The sequence below is a fragment of the Pseudomonas sp. HMWF021 genome (assembly GCF_003061005.1).
Classification (GTDB): domain Bacteria; phylum Pseudomonadota; class Gammaproteobacteria; order Pseudomonadales; family Pseudomonadaceae; genus Aquipseudomonas.
On the sequence record NZ_QAIK01000179.1, the window covers coordinates 23,065 to 40,163 of the forward strand.

Consider the following 17,099-nt stretch of genomic DNA (forward strand, 5'->3'; position numbering starts at 1 on the left):
TGGGGCCTGTCGCTGGTGTTCGGCGGTTTGCTGGTGCGCGCCCTCGCCCGCCGCACCGATCTGAAAATGGATTACCGCGCGGCCGGTGCGGCGGCGTATCTGGGCCTTGGCGCGGTGTGGGCACTGGGGCTGTCGTCATCGGCGGCGCAATTGCAGGCCAATCCGGCCAGCCTGCCGCCGGCGATTCTGTCGATCACCGGGGTGATTCCGTTCACGCAGACCATTTTCCTCTGGCAGTCCGGCGCGATGCTGCTGGCGCTGATCGTGATTTCGATCATCGTTGCCTACGCCACTGCGCCCGGCCCGAACTCTGCGCGTGATGCCAAGGATTGCGGCATCGATCCGGCGTTCAATCTGCCACCGCTGCAACCACGCACCCGCCCGGGCGAATGGCTGGAACACAGTCCGCTGCTGATCATCTTGCTGGTGCTGCTGGCGGCCGGCTGGCTGTTCCACGAGTTCTCGACCAAGCCGGCGATCACCGCGATTTCCGGGCTCAACACCTATAACTTCCTGTTCATCATGCTCGGCGCCCTGCTGCACTGGCGCCCGCGCAGCTTCCTCGATGCGGTGGCCCGCGCGGTGCCGACCACCACCGGTGTGCTGATCCAGTTCCCGCTGTACGGCTCGATTGCCGCGCTGCTGACCACGGTCAAAGGCGCCGATGCGCAGACGCTGGCCCATCACATCTCGACCTTCTTCGTCAGCATCGCCTCGCACGACACCTACGCGTTGCTGATGGGCGTGTATTCGGCGATTCTCGGTTTCTTCATCCCGTCCGGCGGCGGCAAGTGGATCATCGAAGCGCCGTACGTGATGCAAGTGGCCAACGATCTGCAATACCACCTCGGCTGGGCGGTGCAGATCTACAACGCCGCCGAAGCGCTGCCGAACCTGATCAACCCGTTCTACATGCTGCCGCTGCTGGGTGTACTCGGCTTGAAGGCGCGGGACCTGATCGGCTTCTCGTTCGTGCAATTGCTGGTGCACACGCCGCTGGTGCTGTTCCTGCTGTGGGTGCTGGGGACGACATTGGCGTATACGCCGCCGGTGATGCCGTAAATGAAGAGGTGCACCTGCCTCAGGGCAGGTGCAATCAATGTTGCTCGCAGGGCAGGACTCTTAGCAGCTCAGGCAGAGCAACCTGAACCGTATCCCAGACGACATCCAGATTGATGAAATAGCCATGAGCAAGCCGGTTCTCGATCATACGGGCCGGGCCTGTTCAAGTACCTGCTGACGAAACTTCAGCGGAAGGTCTCCCGGCGTCAGCAGGTCGACGGTAACGCCCAGCAAATCTTCAAGCTCAACCTGAAGCCCGCCGAGATCAAACAAGGTGGCACCGGGCAATGGATCGACCAACAGATCAAGGTCACTGCCTTCCATATCAGTACCCAGCACCGTCGAGCCAAACACACGCGGATTGGTCACACGGAATCTGCCGACAACCTCTCGGACGGCAGCTCGTTGCAGATCAAGTGCAATGGAAGGCTTCATGGTTCACTCAGGCCGGTTTCAATATTGCAGCAGTCTAGCAGTGCCGAAGGATCGTAGACACCGCTCCATTTTGTCACCCAACCGTCACATTCCCTTGTTAGCGTCCGCCGAAACATACTGAAACATTTAAGCAAAACGGGCGCGACATGAACGACGAGACGAACGACAAAGAACCCACCTCGCCAGAATCCGACACCCCCAGCGACACCAGCCGCCGCCGCTTCCTCGGCGGTGTTGCGGTCCTCGGTGTGGGCGCCACGCTGGCCGGTTGTGGCAGCGCCGTCGATCGACCGGGCAAACCGGCCGAGCGACCGCTGACGCCAGCCGAGCTGGACAAGGCCCTGCGCGAGCAGGTGAAAACCGTGGTGGTGATCTACGCCGAGAACCGCAGCTTCAACAACCTGTTCGGTGATTTCCCCGGTGTCGAGAAACCGCTGTCGTCGCTCAAGCCTGCCGATTACCAGCAACATGATCGCGACGGCAGTCTGTTGCAGGCGCTGCCGCCCGTCTGGGGTGGCGTGCTGCAGATCGGCCCGCAAACCCTCGATGGCGTGACCTACCCCGCCGCCACGCAGTTTCAGGAAAACCTGCCCAACGCACCGTTCGCCCTTAAAGGCCCGAATGGCGAAGACCTGCCGTTCGGTCTGGTCACCCGCGATTTGTGGCACGTGTTCTATCAGAACCAGATGCAGATCAATGGCGGCAAGAACGACGGCTTCGTCGCCTGGGCCGACTCCGGTGGGTTGACCATGGGCCACTACGCGCAGAGTCGTTACTCGCTGCGCCTGTGGGATGTGGCGCAAGAATTCGTGCTGTGCGACAACTTCTTTCAGGGTGCCTTTGGCGGCTCTTTCCTCAACCACCAGTATCTGATCAGCGCCACCGCGCCGTTCTATCCGGACGCGGCCAATTCGGTGGCCAAATCGCAGATCGCCACACTGCAAAGCGCTGACCCCGCTGATCCGCGCCTCAAACCACTGGAACAATCGCCGGCCAGTGCCATGACCGGCCCGCCACAGTTCGGCCCGAGCGCGCTGACCCCGGACGGTTTTGGTGTGAACACCCTTGCCCCACCGTACTGGCCGACGTGGATTCGCGACCCGGAACGTCCGGCCTACTCCAAGCCGGATCTGCCCAACGTGATGGTGCCGCAGACCCACGAACACATCGGCGACAAACTGTCGAAGAAGAACGTCGACTGGGCCTGGTACGCCGGCGCGTGGCAGGCGACGCTGGATCAGTACAAGGATTCCGGCGGGATTCCGAAGATCCCCAACTTCCAGTATCACCACCAGCCGTTCAACTACTTCAAGCAGCAAGGTCCGGAAAACCCGCAAGAGCGCAACAAACGCCTGCGCGACGCCGGTTTGGGTGACGAGTCGAGTACCAACAAATTCTTCGCCGATGCCGAGGCCGGCAAGTTGCCGGCGGTGAGTTTCTACAAACCTCAGGGCAACCTGAACATGCACGCCGGCTATGCCGACGTTGCCTCCGGTGACCGGCACATCGTCCGCGCCTTGAAAGTGCTGCGCGAAAGTCCGCAGTGGAAAAACATGGTGGTGATCGTCACCGTCGATGAAAACGGCGGCTGGTGGGACCACGTGGCACCGCCCAAAGGCGATCGCTGGGGCCCGGGTTCACGGGTGCCCGCGCTGGTGGTGTCGCCGTTCGCCCGCAAAGGCACGGTGGATCACACGGTCTACGACACGGCGTCGATCCTGCGCTTGATTACCCGAGTGTTTCAGCTCGAAACCCTCGATGGTCTCAAGCAGCGCGATGAAGCGATGAGCGCACGGGGCCAGAAACCCATGGGCGATCTGACCAACGCTCTGCAGTTTCAGGCCTGAAAACCCGGTTCTGCGGGCTGACGCAAAAATCCGTGAATGACGGCTTCTCTGTGCAACACGGCTGATCCAATATGAAGCGCCCCGAAATCCCGGGGAACCCACGCTGAAAAGGATCTGAGCATGTTCAAACTCGCAGGACTGACCTCCGCAGCCGTAACCCTCGCCGCGCTCACCCTGAGCGCGGCGGCCCACGCCGATGTCGATCTGAAGCTGGGCAGCACCGAACGCGTCACCCGCCTCTTCGCCTACCCCAACAACTGCAACGTGATCTGCTATCGCAACTGGTCGCTGGAGCAGACCGTCGCCCATTACCTGAGCCAGAGCGTGCAACGCGACGGCTATGGCAATGCCAAAGTGCTGGTGAAGAACGATAACGGGCAGATTTACGCCGAGATCAGCGGCGTACCGAAGGGCTACGACAAGCCGCTGTCGGCGCTGCTCGATGCCGGCGATCTGGCCTACACCGGCGCCAGCAAGCTCAACGCCGACGGCAAGTGGGCGTACAGCTGGTATCTGTTCCTGCCGCTGGGCATGGCGCTGGAAAACCGCAAGAGCGTCGAGCTGCTGCATTTTCCGCCGGATTACTCGCTGACTCAGGCTCAGGATTATCTGCGCTCCAACACCACCGATCGCTGGGCTGCGCTGCTGACCGATAACGGGATTCCGGCCGACCAGACGCCGGCCTATCAGACCATTATCGACATCGCGCCAATCGCAGCGCCCTCCAACGCAGGCAGCGACCTGGAAGGGGTCTACGACTACTTCAAGGATTACCAGACCACACTGGTCAAGCAGTTCAGCCAGACCAGTGCCGGCACCACCCTGCCGATGGTTGCCTTCGGTGCGCCGGTACGTAACTGGATCAAGCAGCAATACGGGCCAACCGTTGGCGTGCTGGGCCTGGCGACCATCAGCCCGAGTGCGGGAGTGAACGTGCCGGTACTGGGTTCGAACCATCCGAGCTACATCTGGTACGCCGCTGACCCGGCGAGCTACGACGGTGATGAAGCCAAGGCCGATGCCGCCGGTTTGAAAGTCATGGGCCAGGACTTGAGCGCGGCCTGCTGGCAGGCCGGGATGGGCAGTAAACCGGGCACCGATCCGAAAACCCTGCTCAACAGCTGCACCCAGACCTGGCAGGTGACGCAGAAGGTCAAGACCTGCGAGCTGTTCTACACCTCGATCCGCAACCTGACCCCGGCCCAGGCCGCCGCCAAGTGCACGACCACACCGATCAAGGCTCAGTTGCAGCAGCTTCAGGGTGAATTGCCGGCCACTGCCGTTCCCGCGCCTCACCTCTGATGTACTGAAAAGACTTCCCGTGTCAGTCAATGCTGACGCGGGAAGCAGCCAATTACGCCTGTCAGATCTGACAGTAGACGTTCAGGTGCGCACGCGAGAGGATTGGATCCAAACATTGTTGCAGCAACTACCAGACGAAGCCGCAACATTTACGACAGGGATCGCGATGAACAATCAGCCCCATCGGCACCAGATTCCACGCGACGCACCGGGCATCTACCCGTTTGCCGGTTTGCCGGTGCGCCTGGGTTTTCCATCCACCGTCGATTTCGAAATCCTTCAGGACGGACAGGAACGTGCGGCAGTGGTGGCGCGTCGGGTTTTCCTGCGCACAACCCGGATGTGCCGCATTTCCGGACAACTGCTGCCCTACCGCTGTCGCCAGACCCGACAGTTACTGAACGGCATCCACATCTACGACCCGCGCTTTTGCGGGCTGCTCGAACATGCCTGCGATCCAAACGTATTTCTGGACATGAGCGAGCTGTGGTTATGGGCATTACGCGATATTCAACCCGGTGAACACCTGAGCATCGATTTCGCCGCCACTGAAGACCGCTTGCTGCAGCAGTTCGCCTGCACCTGCGGCTCGCCGCGCTGTCGTGGGTGGATTACCGGTTACGATGAACCACCCACGATCGAGGGCCAGCGCTTTTTGCAGCGGTGGCGGCACCCACGCTGAGCGCGATTACAACGCTTCGACCGGACGCAGACGGTATTGCGGCGGCAGTTGCTCGAAACCGCTGATGGTGGTGTTCAGGCTTTTCCAGCGACCGTCCTTGATGCCATAGATGCAACCGTGAATCGACAGGCTCTGCCCGCGATGCCAGGCGTTCTGGATGATGCTGGTGTGGGCGACGTTGGCTACTTGCTGGACGACGTTGAGTTCGCAGAGGCGGTCGACCTGTTCTTCTTCGGTCGGCAGCTTGGCCAGCTCTTCACGTTTTTCGTAATACAGATCGCGGATCGAGCGCAGCCAGCCGTCGATCAGGCCGAACTGGCGATCCTGCATCGAGGCGCGCACGCCGCCGCAACCGTAGTGTCCGGTGACGAGGATGTGTTTGACCTTGAGCACGTCGACTGCGTACTGGATCACCGACAGGCAATTGAGATCGGTGTGCAGCACCACGTTGGCGACGTTGCGGTGTACGAACAGATCACCCGGCAACATGCCGACGATCTCGTTGGCCGGTACACGTGCGTCGGAACAACCGATCCACAGATATTCAGGGGTCTGCTGGCGCGCCAGCTTGGCGAAGAAATCCGGGTCTTCCTTGGTGATCGCGTCAGCCCAACGCTCGTTGTTATCAATCAGGTCTTGTAAGTCGTGCATGGTTAAGGCCTCAAGAAAGATGCGCTGGTATGACAGACGACCGCCGGTCGGGGTCACGCGAGAATCGCCGGTGTTTTCTTTGGAATTCTCGTGTGCCCGGTGAGTCCACTCAGTAAGGCCCACAGTATGAGGATTTGCCATGACTGATTCACGACGTCCGTACGATGCGGTGCAACCGGAACCCATCGATGATAACGAAGACCGCATGGGCTCGGTGCATGAGCTGGATTTCGATGAAGACGAACCCAGCGCGAAAATCGGCGACGAGATCCCGGAGCGTGAACGCGAGCAGTTAATGCCCAACGAAAGGGTACGTGAAGCCGGGTTTACCGGCGCATCGACCGCTGACCATGAACCCACCGATGATGACCTGAGCCCGGAAACGCTGATTCATGAAGACGGCGCCCGGGATGCCGAGGAAGCTGGCGAAGGCAATCAGGCGGATTGGGATCTGAGCATTGTCGATGAAGACGACATTGGCGGCGGCAATGGCCTGGATGAGGCGGAGCTGGCGCGGCGCGATCCGCTGGATGGCAACCGCTGATCGCCTGATGTGACGCGACTCACTGTAGGAGCTGCCGCAGGCTGCGATCTTTTGATCTTGCTTCTAAAAACAACATCAAAAGATCGCAGCCTTCGGCAGCTCCTACAGGTGTTCAGTCGACCAACGTGCAGGCCATGACCACGGCGTCTTCACGCCCACCCACCGCCGGATAATAATCCCGGCGCCGGCCGATCTCATTGAAGCCATAGCGCTCATAGAGCTTGAACGCTGCGGTATTGCTGTCACGTACTTCCAAGAAGCATTCCCGGGCAGACGCCGCATACGCCCGCGACATCAGATACTCGAGCAGCGTCAGCCCCAGCCCACGCCCCTGATTCTCCGGTTTGACCGTGATGTTCAGCAGGTGCGCCTCATCCAGAATGATCTGCACCACCCCGTGGCCGACCTGCTGCTGGCCTTCGAACATCAGCCAGATTTGATACTTGCCCAGCCCGTCGAGAAAAATCCCGCGCGTCCAGGGATGGCTGTACGCGGCGTATTCGATCTTCAATACCGCGTCCAGGTCCGCCTCGGTCATCGGGCGGAACGATACAGCTTCACTCATTCGATGGTTTCCAGCGCGCCATCAGCCGACGCATGGCTTGCCACACAGCGGCCTTGCGCTGTGGCTCTTCCATTAACAATTCCAGACCGGGAATGGCCCAGGCCAGGCCAAGGCCTTCGATCTGCAACTCACTATTGAACGCTGCAGCATCCGCTTCACCGGCAAAGCGCACCGCCGGCAGGCCGATCAGCCACAGGCAGGCGCAAGGTGCCGCCTCCATTTGCACCGAAAGGAAGCCCTGCACAAAGTCGCGCGCTGCCTCCGGGCCTTGGTCCATGGTGCCGCGATTCAACCATGGCCAGCGCACCGGTTCGCCGACGATTTGCGGCGCATCCGGCAGACCGGCGGCGCGCAGCATGTCTTTAAGCAGCAGATAAGCCGGATCGCGGCTCTGGAACGCCTCGCCTGTGGGTAACTCCACCAGCAGCAGGCAGGCTCCGGCGCGCAGCAATTGCAGGGCGAAACGCGGTGGCGGTACCGGTGCAGGTTTGACGACGACCGGCGCCTCTTCGACTTCCTCCACCGGTTTGGCGCCATTGCGGGTACTGGCAAGCGAAGGGCGCGGCACTTCGATCTTCGGCCGTTCGACCGGGCGCGGAGCAGTCTGCACCGGGGCTTGGGCCTGAGCGACCGGCATCGCCACGACCTCTGGCTCAGGCTCGGACATGTCCAGCAGCTCGGGCCGCGACGGGGCGGCGAAAGGCAATTCGGTGCGCGGCAGCCAGTTGACCACCTGCATGGCGTTCAAATAGGCGCGGCGGCGGGACTCGATAAGCAAAGGGTCGGCCACTTGTGGATAACTGAAAGTGGGCTGATTCTACCGCCCTTCGTTCAAGATCGCTTGCTGTTGATCGATAGCCTTTACCTGGGCTCGCTCCCTGAGAAAATGCGACAGCCCGTCCCGAGAGTGAATCGCATCCCTCGTGATGCAGTACAATCGCGGCTTTTAATCGCCAACCAGCCGGCCATTCCGATGATCGAACCCAAGCGCGTCTTGCGCGCCCTCGCTGAACACTGGGCACTTCTGGAGCCACTGTGCGAGCACTTCGACCAGGGCACCCTGAGCCTCAACGAACTGCGCACGCAACTGGCCGCCCAACAACTGGACAGCACGCCGCAGGACATCACCAGCCTGCTCGACGTGTGGATTCGTCTCGATATCCTGATTCCTGTGGCGAAAAGCCCGAACCGTTTCGAGCTCAACGCGCAGATCCACGATTTCCTCGCCTACCTGCGCCGTGAGCACCGCCTGGGCCTGTGCCTGGAAATCGAAGCCTATCTGCGCCACCTCGAACGTCTGGCCGGCTACATTCAGGACGCGTTCGAGATTCGCGACGGCCACGACCTCGCCCGTCAGCTGCGTCTGCTCGACATGCGCGTGCGTGACGTGCTGAAAAAGCTCGACAACGATGAACAGGCACTGGTGGCCGTGGCCGAACGGGCCAAGACCAGCGACCGGCAGATTCCGTTGCGTCAGCGTTACGCCGAAGTGCTGGCGACCTGGGACGAATACGTCGAGCCGATGATCGATCTGGTGAACGCCGACGGCGCCTTCGAACAAGGCGTGCGCAAGGTCGAAACCGTGCTGCTGAAGATGCTCAGCGAACAGCAGCGCCTCGGCCATCTGGTCGATGACGACATGCTGCTGCGCACCCACGCGCGCATCCTCGAAATGCAGACCAGCGCCCAGTTGACCCTGCGCCACGCCCGCGAACTGCTGCTGCCGCTGCGTGAAGAAGCGCGCCGGCACAACGCCGTGACCCGTGGCGCCGCACTGGCGCTGGCGGCCATTCGTCGCAAAGGCATCGATGCCGTGCCGCAGGCGGCGATGCCGCTGTTCACCCGGCCGCAAAGCACCTTCCTCGGCAGCGCCAGTCAGGTCGAGGCCTACGTCTACGCCCTGGCGCGTTTCGAACCGAAACCGGCGCGTTTCCCCAAGGCGCACAAGACTCAGAAATCCGGCGACGCCCCGCGTGCACCGCGCACCGTGCGCGAAATGGTCGAGCGCTGCGAAGAGTCCCTGCCGATGCCGGATCTGATGACCTGGCTGCTGGAGCAGGAACCGGACGGCGCCACCGACGAATTGCTCTACTGGTTCTCGCGCCTGTCGCGGGAAAAACGCTTCACCCGCGAGCGTCTGGAACGCCGCGAATACCACACTCACGAGCATCAGGTCAGCCTGCGCTCCTTCGCCCTGCTCTCGGCCCGCGACCCTGCCGCCGCCGAGGATTCTGCGAGCATCCCCAATGCATCTTGATCTATCCGAACTGTCCCAACTGGCGCCGATCTTCCGTGAGCTGTTCAAGGGCTATCACGTCAGCCGCCGCGACCCGGAACTGTACGCGCAACTGTCGAACTTCCAGGATCAATACCGCACGCTGTTCAAGGCGCTGGGGTTCGAACTGGTCTGCGACACCCGTGGCTTCTACTACTTCGTGCCGGACATGGCCGCAGCAGCGGTGAACAAGACGGCCCAGCGTCTGGCGCTGTTCACCTTCATCCTCGTCGAGCATCTGGCCGATCAGGGTCGAGATCCGATCGCCGTGCTCGACGGCGGCAGCCTCGGCCGCGAAGAGCTGCCATCGCTGCTGGAAAAATACCGCGACCTGTTCATCCAGGCCGAAGTGCAGACCGTCGAAGAACTCGAAGAAAAGATCATGCGCCGCATGACTCAACTGGGTTTCGCCGGCGAAGAAAACGGCGTGTACCGCTTCCTGCCGCCGATGCACCGCTTCCTCGACGTGTGCCTGTCGGTGCAGCAGGACCGCGATCTGGCGGCCAGCGTGCACAGCGTACTGCCGCTGCCGGCACCGGTGCTGATCGACGAAGAAGCCGAAGCGAAATTCCTCGAGACCGACGATCCGCTCGATCTCTCCGAATTTGAAGAAGAGAGCGAAGAAGACGCACTGGCCCGCGCCATTGCCGAAGAACAGGAGTCCGACGCATGAGCCAGGAACGCTACGGCATCCGCCGCTTTGCCCTTTTGAACACCGCCGGTTACAGCCTCGGCCTGTTCCCGCTGGAAGAACCGCTGTCGGTTTACGGTGCGAACAACCTCGGTAAATCGGCGTCGATCAACGCTCTGCAATTCCCGATTCTGGCGCGCATGTCGGACATGAGTTTCGGCAAGTACAGCCTGGAACAATCGCGGCGTTTCTACTTTGCCTCCGACACCAGTTACATCCTTGTCGAAGTCAATCTGCCCCACGGCCCGCACGTGATCGGCGTGGTCGGTCGCGGCCCGGGCGGCGGTTTCGGTCACCAGTTCTTCGCCTATGCCGGCAAGCTCGATCTGGCGCATTACCAGAAGAACGACACCTGCCTGCGTCAGAAAGAGCTGTTCAGCAACCTTGAGAAAGAAGGCCTCAAAGCCTACGAACTCAAGCCGGACGAACTGCGTCGCTTGCTGGTGGGCGGGCACACCTCGATCCCGCTGGACTTGACCCTGATCCCGCTGCGCTCCACCAGCGAGCAGAGCCTGAAGACCTTCCGCGCGCTGTTCATCAACCTGCTGCACATGCGTGAAATCACTGCGGCCAAGTTGAAGCAACTGTTCCTCGATGCCTTCGAACACAGCCTGCGTTCCGGCAGCGTCGACTACATCGCCGCGTGCGAAGAAGCCTTCCGCGATGTGCGCCGGATGGAGCAGGACTACAACTCGCTGGTCGCCGCCGGCCCGCTGGTCGAAGCCTTGGCCAACGGCGTGAAACAACGCGACGTGCTGCGCGGCAAACTGCATCGCCTGTCGCCGCTGCTCGACTCGTTGCTCGGCACCTGGTCGGACTACGCCACGGCGCGCAAGGAAGAGCTGACCATTCAGGCCGAGCACTACCGTCGCGAGCAGGATGACCTGCAAAACGATCAGCGCGGCGGCACGCAGGAACTGATGCGTCTGGAGCGGGAAATCTCCGGCATCCAGCGCTGGCTCGGTGAGTTGTCGGTGCTGAAGAACCGCTTCGCCCTGGTCGATGACGTCAAAGTGCTGGAGCAACAATTGCTCGCGGCCAAAGATGCCCACGATGAATTGGCCGGTGCGCTGGCACAGTCCCGGCAGTTCAGCGCCGAGGATCTGGAAGAGCGTCTGCGCGACCTGGAAAAACGCCTGAAGTCGGTGAAACAGCAACTCGATCACGCCGACAACAACAGCTACGCCCGCCTGCGTGAGGAGTTTTCGCAACAGGACGTCGAACGCCTGATGCGCCTGTTCAACAGCGCGCTGTTCAGTTTGCCGCTGGGCGAGCACGGCATCACCCTCGACGAAGCTGGTGAGTGGGTCAAATCGGTCGAGCTGATCCTCGACGGCTTCAAGGGCGAGCGCTTCGAAGTGCCGGGCCTGTCGATCGACATCTCGCACATCGAGCCGCCGGCGCTGCAAGCGCTGGCTGACCGCGCCGCGCTGCGTGACCAGAAAGAACGTCTGGAAAAAGAACTCAAGCAACTCAAAACCCAGCAAGCCGTGGCTGCCGACCGCGCCGCGAGCAAGACCCAGACCGAAGCGCTGTACCAGCAGGTGCTGGATGCGCAGAAAGCCCTGGAAGACTTCCGTCGCACCCAGACGCTGAGCGCGGAAGAAGGCGACAAGCTTGAGCAACTGGCGCAGATGGAAGCCGCGCAGGATGAACTCAAGCGCTCCAGCGATGCGTTCACCGAGCGCGTCCAGCAACTGTCGGCCAAGCTGCAACTGGTCGGCCGGCAGATCGCCGACATGGAAGCCAAACAACGCACCCTCGACGACGCCCTGCGCCGCCGTCAGTTGCTGCCGGCGGATCTGCCGTTCGGTACGCCGTTCATGGATCCGGTCGACGACTCGATGGACAACCTGCTGCCGCTGCTCAACGACTATCAGGACAGCTGGCAGGGCTTGCTGCGCGCCGACGGGCAGATCGAAGCGCTATACGCGCAGGTGCGCCTCAAAGGTGTGGCCAAGTTCGACAGCGAAGACGACATGGAGCGCCGTCTGTCGCTGCTGATCAACGCTTACGCACACCGTACCGATGAAGCCCTGACGCTGGGCAAGGCGCGGCGTGCGGCGGTCACCGATATCGCCCGTACCCTGCGCAACATCCGCAGTGACTACGACAGCCTCGAGCATCAATTGGCGCTGTTCAACCGCGAGATCAACAAGCGTCAGGTATCGAACCTGCAGAGCTTCCGCATCGTCCTGGCGCCGAACAAGGAAGCGCTCAAGCACATCGACCAGATTATCCACAGCGCCGGTCAGTACGAAGAAGGCGAAACCCTGTCGGTGTTCGATCTGAGCCAGAGCGCGGAACAGGACAACAAGAACGAAGAGGCCAAGGAATACCTGGCGCGGCTGGTGGCGGCGAACCACAACCAGCTCGGCCTCAAGGACTTGTTCGAACTCGCGTTCGAGATCACCAAGGTCAACGGTCAGCCGGTGATTCACACCGACATCGACGGCGCGGCCTCCAACGGCACCACCATGACCATCAAGGCGCTGACCAACATGTACTTGTTGCTGCACTTGATGGACCGTGATCTGGCCGGTCGCGTGCGCCTGCCTTACTACCTCGACGAGGCGGCGGACATCGACGAGAAGAACCAGGCCGCGCTGCTGGAAACCAGCCTGCAACTGGGCTTCGTGCCGATTCTGGCGAGTGTGAAGCCGCAGGTCTGCGCCAGTGTCGCCATCGACCTGGAAGGCGGCAGCGGCCCGGCCGGGATCTACATCGACGAGGCGGACTGGAAGTACATCCGCCGGCACGATGTGGTGAAGGCCACCGTCAATGTGCAAGCCGATGAGCCGGAGCTGGATGAGGTTTGACCGGCGTTAGCTGAAGGCAAAAAAAGGGCCGCGATCTGATGGGATCGCGGCCCTTTTTTATGGCTTTGGGGTTTGTGCTGACTTGAAGGACCTCATCGCTGGCAAGCCAGCTCCCACAGGTTTTTGCGCTAAACACAAATTCCGTATACGACATAAAACCCTGTGGGAGCTGGCTTGCCAGCGAAGGCGTCTTTGCAGACGCCACATAAACTCCGGATTACTTACCGAGCGAAATCTTCGGCGCCCAGTTCAGCCACTCATCCTCGAACTTGTCGAATAACGGGAACGTCTGCTCAGGCCGGGCCGGGGTGCCCATGCGCTCGCCGTCCGGCGTGGCGAAGGCGATGCCCCCCTGAATCGCCGTCTCCAGCGACTCCGTGCGCACCGTCAGACCATTGAACAAGCCGATGTCGAAACCGACACCGCTGGTGTTCCAGAATCGGCTGCCGCTGCGCACCAGCGGCGCGTATTTCGGCTCGATCAGAATGTGCACCAAGACACGATCTGCGGTCTGACCCAGCTCATAGCCCGTGACTTTGCCCACAGTGATTTCGCGGTACGTCACCGGTACGCCGGGTTTCAACGAACCACGGCGGGCCGCGCTCAATACCAGACTCAAACCGGCCTCTTGCTTGACCACCTCCGGCGCACTGGCCAGTGCGATGAAGTTCTTCTGCGGGCCGAGGTTTTTTGCCGCCGGCAATACTTCCACATACTGCCCGGTGACCAGGGTTTCCAGATTCTGGGTCTTGATCAGCCCCAACTCCGGCTTGACCACCCAGAACTGACTGCCGACCCGGGCAATGCGCTCCGGCACTTCTGTGATCCGCGCGGTAATCATCACGGCTTGCAGATCGTCCGTCAGATCGACGTCTTCAATCTTGCCGACATCCAGCCCTTTGAAACGAATCGGTGTGCCCGGGCGCAACCCGTCGGCGCGATCAACCTTGATCGTCACCAGCGTGCCTTTCTGATTGGCTTCATCATGGTTGGCGAACAGGCGGAAGCGTGGAATACGTTTTTGCAACGGCGCCTTGGCTTGCGGTGTTTCGAAGGCAATGCCGCCGGCCATCAACGTCTGCAACGACTCGCTCTTGACCTGAATCCCGCCGGTCAGACCACCAGTGAGGGTAATACCGCTGACATTCCAGAAGCGTGTCGACGCGTTGACCAGGTTTTCGTATTCCTTCTCGATATGCACGCCGATGACGATTTGCTTCTTGGTCTTGGAGAACTGATAGCTCTGTACCGAACCGACCTTGACCTGCTTGTACAGAATCGGACTGCCGACTTCGATCGAACCGAGAACATCGGTGAACAGCACCAGGTGCAGACCCGGCGAACGCAAATCCAGCGGCGGCGCTTTTGGCCGCGCCTCGAATTCGCGTTTCGGCGCAGCACCCTTGTCTCCCGGACGCACGGCGATGTAGTTACCTTTCACCAACGCTTCGAGCCCGGTGATACCGGCCAGGGAAATCGACGGTTTGACCACCCAGAACTGCGTGCCTTCGACCAGATAGTCTTCGGCCAGAGGATCCAGCGTCAGCTCGGCCGTGGCGCTGTTCAGATCCGAATCGATTTTCAACGCTTTCATGTTGCCGACCTGAATGCCTTTGTACATCACCGGCGTACGGCCGGCCTGCAGACCTTCGAAGTCACTGAGTTTGACCTTGACCCGGATGCCGGCAGCGGCGGCGTCGAAGTCCTCATACAGACGGAACGGCAGGCTTGGATCGGTGGGCGGACTGTCCTTGCGATTCTCCGGTGTGGCGAAGGCAATACCACCGGCGACGATGCTCGCCAGAGACTCACTGCGTACCTTTACTCCGGACAGGTTGGCGTCGATGCTGATGCCGCTGGCGTTCCAGAAACGCGTATGTTTGCGCACCAGTTTGGCGTAGGTCGGCTCGATGAACACTTTGAGCTCAACGGTGCTCTGGTCTTCAGACAGCACGTAGCTTTTGATCTGACCGACTTTGATCTGTTTGTAGAACACCGGACTGCCGCGGTTCAACGAACCCAGGCGATCAGCCTTGATGGTCAGGTGCAGGCCAGGCTTGGAGTCCGACAGCGGCGGCTCTTCGGCCAGTGCCTTGAACTTGCGGGTCGGCTCGCCTTCGCCGGGACTGATGGCCACGTAGTTACCGGAAACCAGGGTTTCCAGACCGGTGATACCAGCCAGCGTCACGCTCGGTTTTACCAGCCAGAAACGCGTACTGGTCTTGAGGTATTGCTCGACGTCCTTGTTCATCTCGACCGTAGCAATCACGCCTTTGGAGTTGCCCTCGTCATCAAGCTTGAGCGTCTTCACCTTACCCACCGGCATGCCCTTGTAGACCACTTCGGTCTTGTTGGCCTGGATGCCTTCACCGCTTTCGAATCGCACCTGAATCTCGATGCCGGTTTCGTTGTAGGCACGCCAGCCCAGCCAGCCGCCGATGATCAGGGCAATCAGGGGTAATACCCAGATGGCAGACCAGTTGGAGGCCGGTCGGGTTTTCGCTACAGGCAAATCAGTCATGGTCGTCGTCCGACTCCGTGTTATCCCAAATCAGTCGGGGATCGAAAGTTACTGCGGCAAGCATCGTCAGAATCACCACACTGGCGAAAGCGATGGCGCCAAGATTGGCTTCGACACTGGCAAGCCGGCCGAAGTTGACGACCGCCACCAGAATGGCGATCACAAAGATATCGAGCATCGACCAGCGACCGATGAACTCGATGAAGCGGTACATCCAGATCCGCTGCCGTGCAGACAATGGCTGGCGTCGCTGCACCGAAAACAGCAGCAACGCGATGCCCACCAGTTTGAAGGTCGGCACCAGAATACTGGCGATGAACACCACGGCGGCAATCGGGATCATGCCGTGCTGCACCAACTGGATCACGCCGGACATGATCGTGCTCGGGTCGCCCTGACCCAAAGAGCTGACGGTCATGATCGGCAACACGTTGGCCGGAATGTAGATAATCGCAGCCGTGATCAGCAGGGCCCAGGTTCGGACCAAGCTGTTGGGCCGGCGAGCGTGAACCAGCGCGCCACAGCGCGTGCAGGTCTGCTCGTCAGCGCCCTCCTCCTGTCTGTTCAATTCATGGCATTCGGTACAGATCAGAATGCCCGCATCAATCGCCCGCATGGGCATCCTCTCCTGATAATGCCTGCCAGATCTGGTGCGGTGACATCACCACTTCCAGCCAGACCTGGACCAACAACAAGCCGATGAAACACGCCAGACCGAGGCCGACGGTGATGGCCGCCATGTCGGCCAGTTTGACGATCGCCACGAGGACGCCCATCAGGTAAACCTCGAGCATTCCCCAGTCTTTGAGGTGGTGATAAATGCGGTAGAGCAGCAAGCCGTAACTGCGTCCGACGTTGAATCGAATCGTCAACAAAACGAATAACTGGCACAGCAACTTCAGCAACGGAATAGCCATACTGCACAGGAATACAACGATCGAAACGCCCTGCATGTCCGTATTGAACAAACCGAGCACGCCGCTCCAGACCGTATCCTGCGAAGATTGTCCGAGGATATTGAGTTGCATGATGGGTAAAAAGTTTGCCGGGATGTACAGCAATAATGCTGCGATCACCAAGGCAAGGCTGCGCTGCACCACGTTATGGCGGTGGGCGTACAACTCGTAACCGCAGCGCGGGCAGAGCGCTTTCTCGCCATCGGCAAGCTTGGGCTTGCGCATCAGCAGGTCGCACTCGTGACAGGCCACCAGGTCTTCCAGCGGTAAATCTGACAGCCCTTGGGCGTCAACCGGATCTGACATAAAGGCTCTGGCTCCGAAAAAGGTGGGGCTATTCTAGTGTTCTGATTCGAAAATAACTGTGCAAAATTGTTCGCTGGCTAAGTAAAAATACTTTCCTGCGGGCAAAACAAAACCCCAACTGCTTTCGCAATTGGGGTTTCGGAATTTAATCTTGACGATGACCTACTCTCACATGGGGAAACCCCACACTACCATCGGCGATGCATCGTTTCACTTCTGAGTTCGGGATGGGATCAGGTGGTTCCAACGCTCTATGGTCGTCAAGAAATTCGGGTACTGACTCGCGACCGGTTGGCCTCGCTTCAGCAAATCGGGTATGTGATACAGGTGTTTGTGAGCATCGCAAACTTTCGGTTCATTGCGTCTTCACACACCGCAATCTGGTCTCTTTCGAGCATTCAGATTGCTTGGGTGTTATATGGTCAAGCCTCACGGGCAATTAG

15 protein-coding genes, 1 rRNA gene and 1 pseudogene are annotated in these 17,099 nt (G+C 60.4%); 8 read left to right on the plus strand and 9 right to left on the minus strand.

All coding sequences use genetic code 11. The annotated features are described in order from the left end of the window. On the plus strand, positions 1 to 1,062 hold a 1,062-nt coding region (locus tag DBR18_RS25605), incomplete at its 5' end, for a TIGR00366 family protein (protein ID WP_256588976.1). A 34-nt stretch (positions 1,063 to 1,096) separates the two neighbouring features. Here DBR18_RS25605 and DBR18_RS25610 read toward each other — a convergent pair. Both DBR18_RS25610 and DBR18_RS25615 read right to left on the minus strand, forming a co-directional pair. Next, a pseudogene (locus DBR18_RS25610) lies at positions 1,097 to 1,213 on the minus strand (HepT-like ribonuclease domain-containing protein); the annotation flags it as partial. Next, on the minus strand, positions 1,207 to 1,497 hold the full coding sequence (locus DBR18_RS25615) for a nucleotidyltransferase family protein (protein ID WP_095136791.1): 291 nt from the start codon (positions 1,495 to 1,497) through the stop codon (positions 1,207 to 1,209). The pseudogene DBR18_RS25610 and the gene DBR18_RS25615, both read right to left, overlap by 7 nt. 146 nt (positions 1,498 to 1,643) lie before the next feature. On the opposite strand from DBR18_RS25615, the gene acpA reads away from it, so the two are divergent. From acpA to DBR18_RS25630, 3 genes are all read left to right on the plus strand, one after another. Next, positions 1,644 to 3,344 (plus strand): acid phosphatase, encoded by a 1,701-nt coding sequence (acpA, locus tag DBR18_RS25620; RefSeq protein WP_108592404.1) that lies wholly within the window; start codon positions 1,644 to 1,646, stop codon positions 3,342 to 3,344. Positions 3,345 to 3,464: 120 nt separating this feature from the next. Beyond that, entirely contained in the window at positions 3,465 to 4,646 is a 1,182-nt protein-coding gene (locus tag DBR18_RS25625; RefSeq protein WP_108592405.1) for a hypothetical protein, read from the plus strand. Positions 4,647 to 4,812: 166 nt separating this feature from the next. Continuing rightward, positions 4,813 to 5,328, plus strand: coding sequence for an SET domain-containing protein-lysine N-methyltransferase (locus DBR18_RS25630; RefSeq protein ID WP_108592406.1), 516 nt, complete (start codon positions 4,813 to 4,815; stop codon positions 5,326 to 5,328). Between the two features lie 6 nt (positions 5,329 to 5,334). Here DBR18_RS25630 and can read toward each other — a convergent pair whose 3' ends face one another. Beyond that, positions 5,335 to 5,979, minus strand: a complete 645-nt coding sequence (gene can, locus DBR18_RS25635) for a carbonate dehydratase (RefSeq protein WP_108592407.1) — start codon at positions 5,977 to 5,979, stop codon at positions 5,335 to 5,337. A 139-nt stretch (positions 5,980 to 6,118) separates the two neighbouring features. Between can and DBR18_RS25640 the strand changes: the two genes are divergently transcribed. Beyond that, a complete protein-coding gene (locus DBR18_RS25640) occupies positions 6,119 to 6,523 on the plus strand; it encodes a serine kinase/phosphatase (protein WP_108592408.1) in 405 nt (134 codons plus the stop codon). 112 nt (positions 6,524 to 6,635) lie between these two features. Here the strand turns inward: DBR18_RS25640 and rimI are convergent, their stop codons facing one another. Together rimI and DBR18_RS25650 are read right to left on the minus strand one after the other, a co-directional pair. Further along, positions 6,636 to 7,088, minus strand: a complete 453-nt coding sequence (gene rimI, locus DBR18_RS25645) for a ribosomal protein S18-alanine N-acetyltransferase (RefSeq protein WP_108592409.1) — start codon at positions 7,086 to 7,088, stop codon at positions 6,636 to 6,638. After that, on the minus strand, positions 7,081 to 7,827 hold the full coding sequence (locus tag DBR18_RS25650; RefSeq protein WP_108592410.1) for an energy transducer TonB: 747 nt from the start codon (positions 7,825 to 7,827) through the stop codon (positions 7,081 to 7,083). The genes rimI and DBR18_RS25650 overlap by 8 nt, the downstream gene beginning before the upstream one ends. Positions 7,828 to 8,061: 234 nt before the next feature. Between DBR18_RS25650 and mksB the strand changes: the two genes are divergently transcribed. From mksB to mksF, 3 genes are read left to right on the plus strand one after another with little or no spacing between them, the layout of a single operon-like run. Further along, on the plus strand, positions 8,062 to 9,345 hold the full coding sequence (gene mksB, locus DBR18_RS25655) for an Mks condensin complex protein MksB (RefSeq protein ID WP_177482438.1): 1,284 nt from the start codon (positions 8,062 to 8,064) through the stop codon (positions 9,343 to 9,345). After that, on the plus strand, positions 9,335 to 10,036 hold the full coding sequence (gene mksE / locus DBR18_RS25660) for an Mks condensin complex protein MksE (protein ID WP_096822662.1): 702 nt from the start codon (positions 9,335 to 9,337) through the stop codon (positions 10,034 to 10,036). The genes mksB and mksE overlap by 11 nt, the downstream gene beginning before the upstream one ends. Continuing rightward, a complete protein-coding gene (gene mksF / locus DBR18_RS25665; RefSeq protein WP_108592412.1) occupies positions 10,033 to 12,873 on the plus strand; it encodes an Mks condensin complex protein MksF in 2,841 nt (946 codons plus the stop codon). Before mksE ends, mksF begins: the two co-directional genes overlap by 4 nt. Positions 12,874 to 13,090: 217 nt before the next feature. On the opposite strand, the gene DBR18_RS25670 is transcribed toward mksF, so the two are convergent. The 4 genes from DBR18_RS25670 to rrf form a co-directional block, all read right to left on the minus strand. Then, positions 13,091 to 15,394: a PqiB family protein gene (locus tag DBR18_RS25670; RefSeq protein ID WP_108592413.1), complete on the minus strand. Its 2,304-nt coding sequence runs from the start codon at positions 15,392 to 15,394 to the stop codon at positions 13,091 to 13,093. Beyond that, a complete protein-coding gene (locus DBR18_RS25675; protein WP_108592414.1) occupies positions 15,387 to 16,010 on the minus strand; it encodes a paraquat-inducible protein A in 624 nt (207 codons plus the stop codon). The genes DBR18_RS25670 and DBR18_RS25675 overlap by 8 nt, the downstream gene beginning before the upstream one ends. Further along, positions 15,997 to 16,656, minus strand: a complete 660-nt coding sequence (locus DBR18_RS25680) for a paraquat-inducible protein A (protein ID WP_108592415.1) — start codon at positions 16,654 to 16,656, stop codon at positions 15,997 to 15,999. The genes DBR18_RS25675 and DBR18_RS25680 overlap by 14 nt, the downstream gene beginning before the upstream one ends. A gap of 149 nt (positions 16,657 to 16,805) precedes the next feature. Then, a 5S ribosomal RNA gene (gene rrf / locus DBR18_RS25685) occupies positions 16,806 to 16,921 on the minus strand. Between the last annotated feature and the right edge of the window lie 178 nt (positions 16,922 to 17,099).

Excerpts from the sequence above, each read along its gene's own strand:
- can (WP_108592407.1), bottom strand. The coding sequence starts at position 5,979 with ATGCACGACTTACAAGACCTGATTGATAACAACGAGCGTTGGGCTGAC.
- DBR18_RS25650 (WP_108592410.1), bottom strand. The coding sequence starts at position 7,827 with ATGCAGGTGGTCAACTGGCTGCCGCGCACCGAATTGCCTTTCGCCGCC.
- acpA (WP_108592404.1), top strand. The coding sequence starts at position 1,644 with ATGAACGACGAGACGAACGACAAAGAACCCACCTCGCCAGAATCCGAC.
- DBR18_RS25615 (WP_095136791.1), bottom strand. The coding sequence starts at position 1,497 with ATGAAGCCTTCCATTGCACTTGATCTGCAACGAGCTGCCGTCCGAGAG.
- DBR18_RS25640 (WP_108592408.1), top strand. The coding sequence starts at position 6,119 with ATGACTGATTCACGACGTCCGTACGATGCGGTGCAACCGGAACCCATC.
- mksB (WP_177482438.1), top strand. The coding sequence starts at position 8,062 with ATGATCGAACCCAAGCGCGTCTTGCGCGCCCTCGCTGAACACTGGGCA.
- DBR18_RS25680 (WP_108592415.1), bottom strand. The coding sequence starts at position 16,656 with ATGTCAGATCCGGTTGACGCCCAAGGGCTGTCAGATTTACCGCTGGAA.
- rimI (WP_108592409.1), bottom strand. The coding sequence starts at position 7,088 with ATGAGTGAAGCTGTATCGTTCCGCCCGATGACCGAGGCGGACCTGGAC.
- mksE (WP_096822662.1), top strand. The coding sequence starts at position 9,335 with ATGCATCTTGATCTATCCGAACTGTCCCAACTGGCGCCGATCTTCCGT.
- DBR18_RS25630 (WP_108592406.1), top strand. The coding sequence starts at position 4,813 with ATGAACAATCAGCCCCATCGGCACCAGATTCCACGCGACGCACCGGGC.
- DBR18_RS25675 (WP_108592414.1), bottom strand. The coding sequence starts at position 16,010 with ATGCGGGCGATTGATGCGGGCATTCTGATCTGTACCGAATGCCATGAA.
- DBR18_RS25625 (WP_108592405.1), top strand. The coding sequence starts at position 3,465 with ATGTTCAAACTCGCAGGACTGACCTCCGCAGCCGTAACCCTCGCCGCG.
- mksF (WP_108592412.1), top strand. The coding sequence starts at position 10,033 with ATGAGCCAGGAACGCTACGGCATCCGCCGCTTTGCCCTTTTGAACACC.
- DBR18_RS25670 (WP_108592413.1), bottom strand. The coding sequence starts at position 15,394 with ATGACTGATTTGCCTGTAGCGAAAACCCGACCGGCCTCCAACTGGTCT.